Below are 11,824 nucleotides of genomic sequence, written 5' to 3'. Positions count from 1 at the left end.
AGGCAGAGAAAATCCAAGCAAAACAACACGTTAGACGGTATTATTAATTCGCTTGCCGCTTAAGGTTCTGTACATGATACGGCCATTGCGAGTGGCAATACGACCAAGAGCCAGTCTGGCGACAGCTACACGTTGGCCTGGACTGTGGTCAACCAATATTGGAACGGAGCCACTTCTGCATGGCAGAACACGGCTCCTGCAGGGTATTTGCTGAACTACCCTGGGCGAAAGCAGATCAATACCACAGTGAGCTGGACCAACAGCGAAGGGGTGACTACCTCGGTCGCGCTTACGGGTTATGTCTCCCCCACTGAATCATTGACCGTGGAACAGTTGAATGGGGGGTTGGATACAGCTCGGACAGGGCCGAAGATCAATTACACCCCGGGGGTTGCGCCGGACGTGATCTCAATCGATCTCGGCAACGGCAGCAGACAGGAAACCAGCAAACCTTCTCCAACAGTGGTGGCCAAAAACAACACTGTCGGCAAGGAGGTGCAGTTTGAAACAGTGACCTACCAGCCTGCAAACCAGGGAAATACCCAGCAAATCCAGCAAGATATCAGCTCGGTAAGTTGCGCCTGCACTTATGGTTCCACTTTGAGTGCCTATCTGCCGGGCCAGCCCTACAGTACTGCCACCAGCCAGCTCTATTGGAAGACAGGGGCACAACAGACCAAGCAGACCGGAACAGTCAGCGGCAATAATCAGCCAGCGCTCTGCACAAGCTGCTGCAAAGATCATTTTGATGGTTCGGGAGGAAGTTTTCTCAGCTACTACGCACCGCTCAATACCAGTAGGCAGCGCTATAACAGCGCCCTGTCCGTAGCGGCCAGCGGCACCTATGTGGATGCTTGCCGGTTTGTGCGACTGGATGGGTACTATCGCTCCCTCCCTGATTGGAACCTGGTCCAGGTTATTGTCACTACCTCGGATTTCTTGGCCAAGGCGGCGAATCAGGTCAGTTACCAGAATTACATCCAGTATGTGGTCAAGGCTTATATCGACTGGCAGAAACAGACCCTGAACTGGACCTCGACCCCGACGGTGAGCGCGCCTGCGATAAGTGATTTTCCCACATGGCTTCAGATTCCTGCCAACGTTGCGCCTGGTGGGGACGCCGTTACGGGGATCACGATCAATACCGGCACGCGCCAGCTGATTGCCCGTGGAATATATGTCGATGTTCTGAATCCTACCTATCTGACCGGGATAGACACCAGTGTCACTGGTTATCTGGCCAAGGTGCCATTTCAGGATATCAACCTGACCATGTTGGCTGAGTGGTCCATGACACCGCTCAGTGGCCAGCTCGGGGGGGCCGTGACCGACTATGCCACCGTCAGCAATGAACCGGTCGATACCATAGTGGATCTCAATAACTATTACTTCGGCAGTTACAGCCGTGGTTATCTGGTTGCCAAGAAATCCACCAAGGACAGTAACCAGGTGCTGCAAAACGTGAAGGTCAGGGCCACCGTTTATCAGGGTAACTCGGGGATTACCGCTACGCTGATTTCACCAAGGGATCAGAGCCTGGCTCTCAGTACAGAGTTGGCCGTCAAGATTGACTCTGGGATTGTCACGCAGCCTCTGCTGACGGTCACAGGCAAGGTACAGTGCCTGGAGAAAACCAAGAACAATGATCCGACCCCTATCGCCTGCAAGAAAAATGTCTTCAATAACCTGTCGATGAATACCTCGACCTCCGGGGCCACTTGCCAGATAGACAAGCCGAGCAGCGACAACCAGACGGCAATCTATACTTGCACGGCTGAGCAGAACAGCACTCTGGTGGTGAACTTCTCCTACTCGGGCAACTCGACCTTCTTGCTTAAGCCGAGTTCTTTGAGTATCCCCATGACTCCGCCAGCCAGCGGTCAGGTCATCAGCGGTCCCTGTACCTTGCTGGTAAACAACGGCGTCACCAATGCCGCAAACCTGACCTGTTCTCCCTAAGGCTTGCTGAGGGAGCCAAGGCGCTGGCACAGCCAGCGCCTTTTCTTTATTATTCCCCATCATTTTCGAATTCAAGATGCATCGCCATGGCAAAAGCCCTCTCTCTGATGCTTGCCCAGTTAAATCTGACGGTAGGCGCCATCGAAGATAACTGTGACAAGGTACTGGCGGCAGCAGCCCTGGCCGATCAGCAAGGGGCCGATCTGCTGGTTTGCTCCGAGCTGGCCCTGACAGGATACCCGCCTGAGGATCTGCTGTTGCGCGCCGACCTGATGATCCGGGTCGAGGCTGCGCTGTCCCGCATCGCGGCATGGCAGGGACAATGTGCCATTCTGGTGGGCCATCCCTGGCGCGAAGAGGGGGCGCTTTACAATACGGCGTCTCTCTACGAGCGCGGTCAACTGCGGGCACGTTATTTCAAACAGGACTTGCCCAACTACGGGGTGTTCGACGAGAAGCGCTACTTCACTGCGGCGGCCGATACCTGTGTGGTGCCGTTCCGTGGCCATCAGCTGGGTTTGCTCATCTGCGAAGATCTCTGGCAGCCGGGTCCGGCGCTGGCCGCCAAGGCGGCGGGGGCCGAGCTGCTGCTCACCATCAATGCCTCTCCTTATGATCAGGAAAAACCCTGGATCCGCCGCGAGCTGATGGCGGAACGCTGCGATCAGACCGGCCTGCCGCTCATCTACCTCAACCAGGTATGCGGCCAGGACGAGCTGATCTTCGACGGCTGCTCCAAGGTGTTCAACAGCCAGGGCGAGCTGACCCACAAGCTTGCTCCATTTGCCGAAGAGCTGGCGCTGGTGCGCTTTGCCGATGGTCAGCCGGTGAAGGAGCGGGAACCCGCCGCACCGCTGGAGCCGTTGGCCGAGACCTATCAGGCCCTGGTGCTGGCGGTGCGCGACTATGTCACCAAGAACGGTTTTCAGGGCGCCGTGCTGGGCCTCTCCGGTGGTATCGACTCGGCGCTGACCCTGGCCATTGCGGCCGACGCCATCGGGGCGGACAAGGTGCAGGCGGTGATGATGCCGTTCCGATACACCGCCCAGATGAGCGTGGAGGATGCCAAGGAGCAGGCCGAGCGGATGGGGGTGGAGTTCAACATCATCTCCATCGAACCCATGTTCGAAGGCTTCATGACGCAGCTGGCACCTCTGTTTGAAGGGACCGCCCGCGACACCACCGAAGAGAACCTGCAGGCCCGCTGCCGCGGTGTACTCTTGATGGCGCTGTCCAACAAGCGCCGCCGTATCGTGCTGACCACTGGCAACAAGAGCGAGATGGCCGTGGGATATGCCACGCTGTATGGCGACATGGCGGGTGGCTTTGATGTGCTCAAGGACGTCCCCAAGACCCTGGTCTTCAAGCTGTGCGAATATCGCAACAGCGTGGAGTACGTGATCCCGCAGCGGGTCATCGATCGTCCCCCGTCGGCCGAACTGGCACCGGATCAGGTGGACCAGGACAGCCTGCCCCCCTATGACATTCTGGATGCCATCCTCAAGCGCTACGTGGAAGAGGATGCGTCTGTCGCCGACATGGTGGCGGAAGGTTTCGAAGAGGCGGTGGTACGCAAGGTGATCCGCCTGGTGGATCTCAACGAATACAAGCGCCGTCAGGCCGCCGTCGGCCCCCGCATCACTGCTCGCAACTTTGGTAAGGACCGCCGCTATCCCATCACGTCCGGGTTCGGCAAACAGAACTGGTAAGGAGTCACCATGAAGAAGATTGAAGCCATCATCAAACCGTTCAAGCTGGACGATGTGCGCGAGGCCCTGGCCGAGATCGGCATCAACGGCATGACAGTGTCCGAGGTCAAGGGGTTCGGCCGCCAGAAGGGCCATACCGAGCTCTATCGCGGTGCCGAGTACATGGTCGACTTCCTGCCCAAGGTCAAGGTGGAGCTGGTGGTGCAGGACGAGGATCTCGATGCCTGCCTGGAAGCCATTCAGAACACAGCGCGTACCGGCAAGATCGGCGATGGCAAGATCTTCGTCTGCGAGGTGGAACGCGTCATTCGTATTCGTACTGGTGAAGAGAACGAAGACGCGATCTGATGTGGTGGATGTGCCCTGTGATGAACAGCAAGAGTCTGTTGCCCTGATGTCGTTGTACCGTATCGGGGTCGTGGCGGCGTGCTTGATGGCACTCACCGCGTGCAGTACCCGGCCGCCGGCACAGCCGGAAAACCTGTGCCAGATCTTTCGGGAGAAACCCGAGTGGCACGAGGCGGCGCTCAAGATGAACGAGAAGTGGGGGACACCTGTCCAGGTAGTGATGGCCATGATGTACCAGGAGTCCTCCTTCGTGCATGATGCCCAGCCGCCAATGCAGTATTTCCTCTTCATCCCCACCGGGCGGGCCAGTTCAGCCTACGGCTATGCCCAGGTGAAAGACGAAACCTGGGCCGACTACCAGCGGGAAACCGGCAACGGCTGGAGCGATCGCGACGACTTTGCCGACGCCATCGATTTCATGGGCTGGTACACTCACAAGGCACAGCGGCTCAACGGCACGTCCAAGTGGGATGCCTATGGCCAGTATCTCAATTATCACGAAGGCTGGGGGGGCTACCGACGTGGCAGCTACCGCAGCAAGGGATGGCTGATGAAGGTCTCCCGCAAGGTGGAGGCCCGTGCCCAGCGCTACGGTGCCCAGTATCGACAATGCAAAGATCAGCTCTCCAGCGGGGGCTGGTTCTGGTAACCAATCAGGAGTCAGAAATGCCGTTATTGGACAGTTTTACCGTCGACCATACCCGCATGGCCGCCCCGGCAGTGCGGGTGGCGAAGACCATGCAGACCCCGAACAAGGACACCATCACCGTGTTCGACCTGCGTTTCTGCGTGCCGAACGAGGAGATCCTCTCCGAGCGCGGCATCCATACCCTGGAGCATCTTTTTGCCGGCTTCATGCGTGATCATCTCAATGGGAATGGGGTGGAGATCATCGACATCTCTCCCATGGGTTGCCGCACCGGCTTCTACATGAGCCTGATCGGTGCGCCGGATGAAGCCCGTGTTGGCGCTGCCTGGCAGGCAGCCATGAGCGACGTGCTGACCGTGCAGGATCAGGGCAAGATCCCCGAGCTGAACGAATACCAGTGCGGTACTTACAGCATGCACTCGCTGGAAGAGGCCCATGCCATCGCCCGCCATGTGCTGGAGCGCGGTATCGGTGTCAACCACAATGACGAGCTGGCCCTGCCGGAAGAGAAGCTGAAAAGCCTCTGATCCCGAGAAGGGAAGCATGAAAAAGGCCGGTCAATGACCGGCCTTTTTGCATCTGGTGGGATCAGGAGGGCAGTGGCATCACCCGATTGCGTCCCAGCTCCTTGGCCTTGTAGAGCAGCTTGTCGGTACGCTCGATCAGGGTGTCTGCCGTCTCCTGGGGGATGTATTCCCCCACACCGAACGAGGCGGTGATGTGATCGATGCGTCGCCCGGATTTGCGATCCAGAATCGACATCCGCTCGATGACGCGACGCAGGCTCTCGGCCATCTGGCGGGTCAGCGCCAGGGCGCGGTTTGGCACCAAGAGGGCAAACTCCTCACCCCCCAGGCGATAGGCGGTTATGCCCTCCTTGCTGGCCTCTCGCAGCCGCTTGCCGACGATGCGCAGCACCTGGTCCCCCAGCAGATGTCCGTATTCGTCGTTGAAGTTCTTGAAGCGATCGATATCGGTCAGGATCAGGGAGAAGGGCTGCTTGCTGCGGATGAGGCTGTCCATCTCGAGATCGAAGGCGCGTCGATTGAGCAGAGACGTGAGCGGGTCCTCGGTGGCGAGCTTCCTCGTCTCGTTCAGGGCCTGTTTCAGCTCCTTTATCTCTTTCTCGGCGCTGCTGAGCTGGTTGCGAAAGTGGAGGGTGGACATGCGTACGTCACGTGACTCGCGCACGAGATCCCGCAGGATCCCCATGGTGTCTTCCAGGCTGAGCCCCTCGTCATCAATCTTGCTCAGCTTGTCGAAACTCTTGTCGAGCATCTCCTGAAACAGCCCGGTATCGGAGATGGCATCCTGCATCGAGTGACTCAGCTCGCTGGCCATGGCCGCCAGATTAAGTTTCATCGCCTCCATCTGCTGCTCGTCCTGAGCCGCAAGGTGCTGGTGGTAGAGACGCTCACAGGTGGTCAGGGAGAAGGTCCCCTGTTGTTTTATCGCCTGATCGACGGCATGGTTGAGTTCGGGCATGTCGCCGGAGACATAGCTGTACCAAAGGTGATAGTTGTTCGGCGTGGTGGGAATTTGATACTTGATCATCAGGGGAACCGCCTGTTTCAAATAGGCGGCAGATTGGGCGAACGAGTCCTTGCTCATGAGTTCCGAGTCTCACATACCTGCAAACTGTGTCCAGTATGACAGAGAGAATGGCCAAAAGGCAGTCGATGGATGCCATTAGCTCCCCCCTCCGATATAATGTCTGCGTTATTACCTACCCTAAGGCCTGCTTATGTCTCAAAAAGATCCTTTCCTCCAACGCGAGGCCGAAAAATACGAAAACCCCATCGCCAGTCGCGAGATGCTGCTGGAGCTCATCAAGGGCCATGAGAAACCCATGTCCCGGGAAGAGCTGGCCAAGGTCCTCAAGCTGACCGATGAAGAGCCGTTGGAAGCCTTGCGACGTCGTCTGCGCGCCATGGAGCGCGACGGGCAGCTCGTGTTCACCCGCAACCAATGTTACGCCCTGCCGGATCGCCTGAATCTGGTCAAAGGCTATGTGCTTGGCCACAAAGATGGATTCGGTTTTCTGCGCCCCGAGGGTGGTGGAGCGGATCTCTTCCTGAACAACCGTGAGATGCAGCGCCTGATGCATGGCGACTATGCCCTGGTGCAGCCGACCGAGATCGATCGCAAGGGTCGTCAGGAAGCGCGTCTGGTGCGCCTGCTCAAATCCCGCGAGGCGGACATCGTCGGTCGTTACTTCGTCGAGAACGGCGTCGGTTTCGTGGTACCCGATGACAGCCGCATCGGTCAGGACATCATCATCCCGGAAGGGGAGAACAAGGGGGCTCGCCAGAGCCAGGTCGTGGTCGTGCGCATCAACCAGCGCGCCACTGCCCGCTTCAATGCGGTCGGTACCGTCTTGGAAGTCCTGGGTGAGAACATGGCGCCCGGCATGGAGATCGAGATCGCCCTGCGTACCCACGGCATTCCGCATACCTGGCCGGAAGAGGTGACCAAGGAGGTCGCCGGTCTCGGCGAGCAGGTGCCGGAGAAGGCCAAAGAGGGTCGCATCGATCTGCGCGCCCTGCCGCTGGTGACCATCGACGGGGAAGACGCCCGCGACTTCGATGACGCCGTCTTCTGTGAAGCCAAGCGCGGTGGTGGCTGGCGCCTGTGGGTCGCCATCGCGGACGTTTCGGCTTATGTGAAACCGGGCACGGCCCTCGATACCGAAGCCTATCAGCGCGGCAACTCGGTCTACTTCCCCGAGTTCGTGGTGCCCATGCTGCCGGAGGTGCTCTCCAACGGTCTGTGTTCCCTGAACCCGCAGGTCGACCGGCTCTGCATGGTGTGCGAGATGACCATCTCCGCCGCCGGCCGCATGTCCGGCTACAAGTTCTACGAAGCGGTAATGAACTCCCACGCTCGCCTGACCTACACCAAGGTAGCGGCGATCCTGGACGGGGATCCCAAGCTGCGTCAGCAGTATGATCCGCTGGTGGGCCACATCGAGGAGCTGAGCAACCTCTACAAGGCGCTCAAGCATGCTCGCCATCAACGCGGTGCGGTGGAGTTCGAGAGCGAGGAGACCCGCTTTATCTTCAACGCCCAGCGCAAGATCGACCGTATCGTACCGCTGGTGCGCAATGACGCCCACAAGATCATCGAAGAGTGCATGATCCAGGCGAACGTGGCGGCCGCCCGCTACATCGAGAAGAACGAGGCCGCCGCCCTGTTCCGGGTGCACGACCGCCCGGGCGAGGAGCGTCTCACCGGCTTCCGTGACTTCCTGGCCGAACTGGGTCTGGAGCTCAAGGGGGGCCTGGAGCCCGAGCCGAAGGACTTTGCCGACCTGGCCGCCAAATTCGAAGGGCGCCCGGATGCGGAATTGCTCTCCACCATGCTGCTGCGCTCCATGCGTCAGGCCATCTATCAGGCCGACAACATCGGTCACTTCGGCTTGGCCCTGAAGTCCTACGCTCACTTCACCTCGCCAATCCGTCGCTACCCGGATCTCATCCTGCACCGGGCGATCAAGTATCAGACCGCCAAGGAGCAGCAGGGCAACCTGCGCCACAAGTGGACCCCGAGCGGTGGCTACCACTACCAGCTGGAAGAAGTGGACCCCATGGGCGAGCACTGCTCCATGACGGAGCGCCGTGCCGATGATGCCACCCGCGACGTGGCAGACTGGCTCAAGTGCGAGTACATGCTGGATCACGTGGGTGACGAGTTTGACGGCGTCATCGCCAGCGTCACCGGTTTTGGCTTCTTCGTGCGTCTGGCGGAGATCCACATCGACGGTCTGGTGCACGTCAGCACCCTCACCAACGACTACTACCAGTTCGACCCGCTGCACCAGCAGCTGATCGGCGAGAACTTCCGCCGTCGCTATCGTCTGGGTGACAAGGTGCGGGTCAAGGTGATGGGCGTGAACCTGGACGATCGCAAGATCGACTTCGTGATGGTGGAAGAGCCCCTCAAGGCCACCGGCAAGAACGCCAAGGAGATGGCGCGCAAGCAGGCCGAGATCAAGAAAGAGAAGGCCAAGAGCGCCCAGCGCCACGAGAAACGCAAAGAGGGCAAGGAGAGCGGTAAATCCGACAAGGGTGGCCGTGCCAAGCCCAGCAACAGACGACCGAGCAAAAAGGCTCGCGACAAGGCCAAGAGCACTAAATGAGTACTGAACTGATCTACGGCATTCACGCCGTCTCCGCGCTGCTGGAGCGCACCCCCGAGCGCTTCATCGAGGTGTGGGCTCTCAAGGGCCGCGATGACGAGCGGCTGCATCCCCTGCTGGCCGAGCTGGAGTCACTCGGCATCAGGGTGCAGAGCGTGAACCGCAAGACGCTGGATGACAAGGCGGAAGGCAACAATCACCAGGGCATCATGGCCAAGGTGATTGAAGCGCCCAAGCTGGCCGAGCACGACCTGGCCAGCCTGCTGGACGGTCTGGCGGCGCAAGAGACAGCGCCCTTCCTGCTGGTACTGGACGGGGTGACCGATCCGCACAATCTCGGCGCCTGTCTGCGCAGTGCCGATGCGGCCGGGGTGCATGCGGTGATCGTGCCGCGGGACAAGGCCACAGGCCTCACGTCCGTGGTGCGCAAGGTCGCCTGTGGCGCTGCCGAAGTGGTGCCGCTCATCCAGGTCACCAACCTGGCCCGCAGCCTGCGCGAGCTGCAGGAGCGCGGCGTCTGGATCGTGGGTACCGCCGGCGAGGCGGATCACGATCTTTATCAGGCCAAACTCACCGGTCCCATGGCGCTGGTGATGGGGGCCGAAGGCAAGGGGATGCGCCGCCTGACCCGCGAACATTGCGACGAGCTGGTGAGCATCCCCATGGCGGGGGCGGTATCCAGCCTCAACGTCTCGGTGGCGAGCGGTGTCTGCCTGTTCGAAGCCGTGCGCCAGCGCCGCGTCTGACAAGACGATGACCGACAGACCCCCCTTTGTCTGGGAACGGGTTGCAGATGAGCAGGAGGCCGAGCGCCTCCTCTCTTTTGTCCGCTCCCTGACCTTGCCCCCTCGCACCTGCCTCTGGCATGCCGGTGACAGTCCGGCGCTGCTGGTCAGGGTGGAGGAGGGGTTGTTGCGGGCCAAGGTAGTGCTGGCGGATGGCCGCGAGTACATCAAGGAGTTCTATTGGGAGGGGGACGAGTTTCTCGACTTCCACCACCTGCTCAGTGGTGAGCCCGCCCGCTACAGTGTGGAGGCGCTGGAGCCTTGCCGATTGCAGCTTCTTCCGCTGGCGGATCTGCGCCGACTCCCTTGCTGGCCCGCCTGGTATCACCATCTCCTTGAAGTGCAACTGCGCATCAAGGAGGAGAAAGAGCTGTTGCTGCTGACCGGGGGCCCAGAGGCGCGCTATCAGCATTTTCTGCGAAGCTTCCCCGCGCTGGATGCCAGGGTACCGGATCACCAGATTGCCGCCTATCTGGGGATCACCCCCATCAGCCTGAGCCGCATCCGCAGGCGGCTGAAAACGCGCGATCAGGGTTGAGCCAGAAGGGATTACCGATGAACCAGGGCAGAGATCGACTCTTTGCCGGCCATGTCCGCATTGGATGAGAAGGGGGGCAACTTAACCAAGGTTAATGCCCCTCGTCGGGGGCAAGATTATGCTGTCAGACCCCATTAAACAGGAGTCATTCATGAACTGGAGTATGAAATCCTGGTCCGAGCTGACCACGGATGAATTGTATGAGCTGCTTGCCCTGCGCGCCGAGGTGTTCGTGGTGGAGCAGACCTGTCCCTTCCAGGATCTGGACGGGCTGGATCGCCGTGACGGCGTGCTGCATCTGCTCGGTCGTGAGGGGGATCACCTGGCGGCCTATGCCCGCATCATGGCACCCGGCATTGGTGATGACAGCGGCGCCGCCATCGGCCGCGTGGTCACCTCTCCCACGTCGCGGGGGGGCGGACTGGGTCACCGCCTGCTGGCGCAAGCGGTCAGAGAGTGCGAGGCACGCTGGCCTGCACACAGCATCTGGCTCGGTGCACAGGCCCACCTGCAAGGTTTTTACGGCCAGCATGGTTTCGTGGCCGAAGGGGAAGGGTATCTGGAAGATGACATCCCTCACATTGGGATGCGAAGGGAGCCTGCCTGACATCGTCAGGCGCCAGGAAAGGGGCAAGTGGCCCCTCACCCGTGGTGCATCGCATGGTTTTTTGCTACCCCGTGGCCATGGGGTAGCAGCCCGGGGTGAGATACCGCCGCGCTGATCTGCCTGCGGTCTCTCTGTCGGGACACCGCCCCGGTCAGGGCGGTGCGGCATCAGGAGGGCTGGGGTGGTTCAGGGGGTGACCCGGGTGGTGAGGGTAAATCCCTCTTCACTGGAGGCCAGCGTCACCTGAACCTGGCCCAACTCGGTCAGAGTGCTTACATGGGTGCCGCCACAGGGAATGGTGATCTCCCGACCGTCCACCATGCCATGCCAGTAGCGGGAATCGATGATGGCATCACCGGCCCGGCTGCGGCGGATCTCGCCTCCTTCTTTGAGCCAGCGCATCAGCTGCTCGTTGACCTGGATCGCTATCCTGTCGAGGTCGGCCAGCAGTGCCTCGCTGTTAATTCCCTTTTTTCGAAGGCTCTTGCCGATCCGGTACTGCTCCTTTGATCCTCTGGGCTCGACCCGGGAGTGCTGGGTGGCGAGGCGGTCGAAATCCGGCTGCCCGAGAGCGTCCAGCTCGCTTGTCTCCTTTCGCCAATAGGGCGTGAGCGCCCGATTGAGGGCCAGTGCCACCAGGTGGCAGGCGCTGTGGCCCAGGCTCAGGGCATGGCGTGCCTCGGCATCCACTGTCAGTTCCACAGGCGAGCCAATGGCAAGGTGATGGGAACCGGCGAGGGGATGCACCACCACGAAAGCCCACCCATCCGCCCCCCGCTTGACCGGAATCTCCGTATCCACGAACAGCTCGCCCTCGGGACTGATGGCGCCCATGCGGCAGGGGCCCACGGCCGCTTCCCCCCCTTCCCAGCGCACTGTGCCCACGTCACCGGGTTGATCGGGCCAGAGGTGGCTCTGGGGATGAAAGGGGGTGAGGTCGGTGACCAGCAGAGTCGGATCCCCCTGTTTGCAACAGACGACGCTGGCCTGTTCCTGATGGTGGCCCAGTACGAAGCTGGCTCGGGTATGTTCCATGGCAGGGCTCCCGCAACGAGATGATGAGAAGGGAAAGGGGCAGCATACGCGAAAGT

At 60.3% G+C, this 11,824-nt stretch carries 11 protein-coding genes; 9 read left to right on the top strand and 2 right to left on the bottom strand.

Features of this window, described 5'->3' with window-relative positions; genetic code table 11:
• The first annotated feature begins 84 nt into the window (after positions 1 to 84).
• From PG896_RS13010 to luxS, 5 genes are all read left to right on the top strand, one after another.
• Complete coding sequence (locus tag PG896_RS13010; protein WP_442866195.1) at positions 85 to 1,959, top strand: type IV pilin; 1,875 nt, start codon at positions 85 to 87, stop codon at positions 1,957 to 1,959.
• An 86-nt stretch (positions 1,960 to 2,045) separates the two neighbouring features.
• Entirely contained in the window at positions 2,046 to 3,668 is a 1,623-nt protein-coding gene (locus PG896_RS13005; RefSeq protein ID WP_124243877.1) for an NAD+ synthase, read from the top strand.
• A gap of 9 nt (positions 3,669 to 3,677) precedes the next feature.
• A complete protein-coding gene (gene glnB, locus PG896_RS13000; protein WP_005308848.1) occupies positions 3,678 to 4,016 on the top strand; it encodes a nitrogen regulatory protein P-II in 339 nt (112 codons plus the stop codon).
• Between the two features lie 46 nt (positions 4,017 to 4,062).
• On the top strand, positions 4,063 to 4,665 hold the full coding sequence (locus tag PG896_RS12995; RefSeq protein ID WP_041214486.1) for a transglycosylase SLT domain-containing protein: 603 nt from the start codon (positions 4,063 to 4,065) through the stop codon (positions 4,663 to 4,665).
• A gap of 17 nt (positions 4,666 to 4,682) precedes the next feature.
• Entirely contained in the window at positions 4,683 to 5,192 is a 510-nt protein-coding gene (gene luxS / locus PG896_RS12990) for an S-ribosylhomocysteine lyase (RefSeq protein ID WP_010673112.1), read from the top strand.
• Between the two features lie 61 nt (positions 5,193 to 5,253).
• Here luxS and PG896_RS12985 read toward each other — a convergent pair whose 3' ends face one another.
• Entirely contained in the window at positions 5,254 to 6,276 is a 1,023-nt protein-coding gene (locus PG896_RS12985; protein WP_041214487.1) for a GGDEF domain-containing protein, read from the bottom strand.
• A 133-nt stretch (positions 6,277 to 6,409) separates the two neighbouring features.
• Between PG896_RS12985 and rnr the strand changes: the two genes are divergently transcribed.
• The 4 genes from rnr (at position 6,410) to PG896_RS12965 (ending at position 10,733) form a co-directional block, all read left to right on the top strand.
• On the top strand, positions 6,410 to 8,803 hold the full coding sequence (rnr, locus tag PG896_RS12980; protein ID WP_010673114.1) for a ribonuclease R: 2,394 nt from the start codon (positions 6,410 to 6,412) through the stop codon (positions 8,801 to 8,803).
• Positions 8,800 to 9,549 (top strand): 23S rRNA (guanosine(2251)-2'-O)-methyltransferase RlmB, encoded by a 750-nt coding sequence (gene rlmB / locus PG896_RS12975; RefSeq protein WP_041214488.1) that lies wholly within the window; start codon positions 8,800 to 8,802, stop codon positions 9,547 to 9,549. Before rnr ends, rlmB begins: the two co-directional genes overlap by 4 nt.
• 7 nt (positions 9,550 to 9,556) lie before the next feature.
• On the top strand, positions 9,557 to 10,126 hold the full coding sequence (locus PG896_RS12970; protein ID WP_270835788.1) for a Crp/Fnr family transcriptional regulator: 570 nt from the start codon (positions 9,557 to 9,559) through the stop codon (positions 10,124 to 10,126).
• A 151-nt stretch (positions 10,127 to 10,277) separates the two neighbouring features.
• The gene (locus PG896_RS12965) at positions 10,278 to 10,733 is read left to right on the top strand and encodes a GNAT family N-acetyltransferase (protein ID WP_270835787.1); all 456 of its coding nucleotides are present in this window, start codon (positions 10,278 to 10,280) and stop codon (positions 10,731 to 10,733) included.
• A 186-nt stretch (positions 10,734 to 10,919) separates the two neighbouring features.
• Here PG896_RS12965 and PG896_RS12960 read toward each other — a convergent pair whose 3' ends face one another.
• Entirely contained in the window at positions 10,920 to 11,768 is an 849-nt protein-coding gene (locus PG896_RS12960) for a hypothetical protein (RefSeq protein WP_270835786.1), read from the bottom strand.
• Positions 11,769 to 11,824: the final 56 nt, after the last annotated feature.

Origin of the sequence: Aeromonas sp. QDB30, assembly GCF_027707645.1 — a bacterium.
In the GTDB taxonomy this organism is placed as follows: domain Bacteria; phylum Pseudomonadota; class Gammaproteobacteria; order Enterobacterales; family Aeromonadaceae; genus Aeromonas; species Aeromonas caviae.
The sequence above is the reverse complement of the archived record's forward strand: the minus strand, read 5'-3'. Positions and strand labels throughout refer to the sequence as shown.

Bases quoted from the DNA above. Each gene is read 5' to 3' on its own strand.
- PG896_RS12960 (WP_270835786.1), bottom strand. From the start codon at position 11,768: ATGGAACATACCCGAGCCAGCTTCGTACTGGGCCACCATCAGGAACAG.
- rlmB (WP_041214488.1), top strand. From the start codon at position 8,800: ATGAGTACTGAACTGATCTACGGCATTCACGCCGTCTCCGCGCTGCTG.
- rnr (WP_010673114.1), top strand. From the start codon at position 6,410: ATGTCTCAAAAAGATCCTTTCCTCCAACGCGAGGCCGAAAAATACGAA.
- glnB (WP_005308848.1), top strand. From the start codon at position 3,678: ATGAAGAAGATTGAAGCCATCATCAAACCGTTCAAGCTGGACGATGTG.
- PG896_RS12970 (WP_270835788.1), top strand. From the start codon at position 9,557: ATGACCGACAGACCCCCCTTTGTCTGGGAACGGGTTGCAGATGAGCAG.
- luxS (WP_010673112.1), top strand. From the start codon at position 4,683: ATGCCGTTATTGGACAGTTTTACCGTCGACCATACCCGCATGGCCGCC.
- PG896_RS13005 (WP_124243877.1), top strand. From the start codon at position 2,046: ATGGCAAAAGCCCTCTCTCTGATGCTTGCCCAGTTAAATCTGACGGTA.
- PG896_RS12985 (WP_041214487.1), bottom strand. From the start codon at position 6,276: ATGAGCAAGGACTCGTTCGCCCAATCTGCCGCCTATTTGAAACAGGCG.
- PG896_RS12965 (WP_270835787.1), top strand. From the start codon at position 10,278: ATGAACTGGAGTATGAAATCCTGGTCCGAGCTGACCACGGATGAATTG.
- PG896_RS12995 (WP_041214486.1), top strand. From the start codon at position 4,063: ATGTCGTTGTACCGTATCGGGGTCGTGGCGGCGTGCTTGATGGCACTC.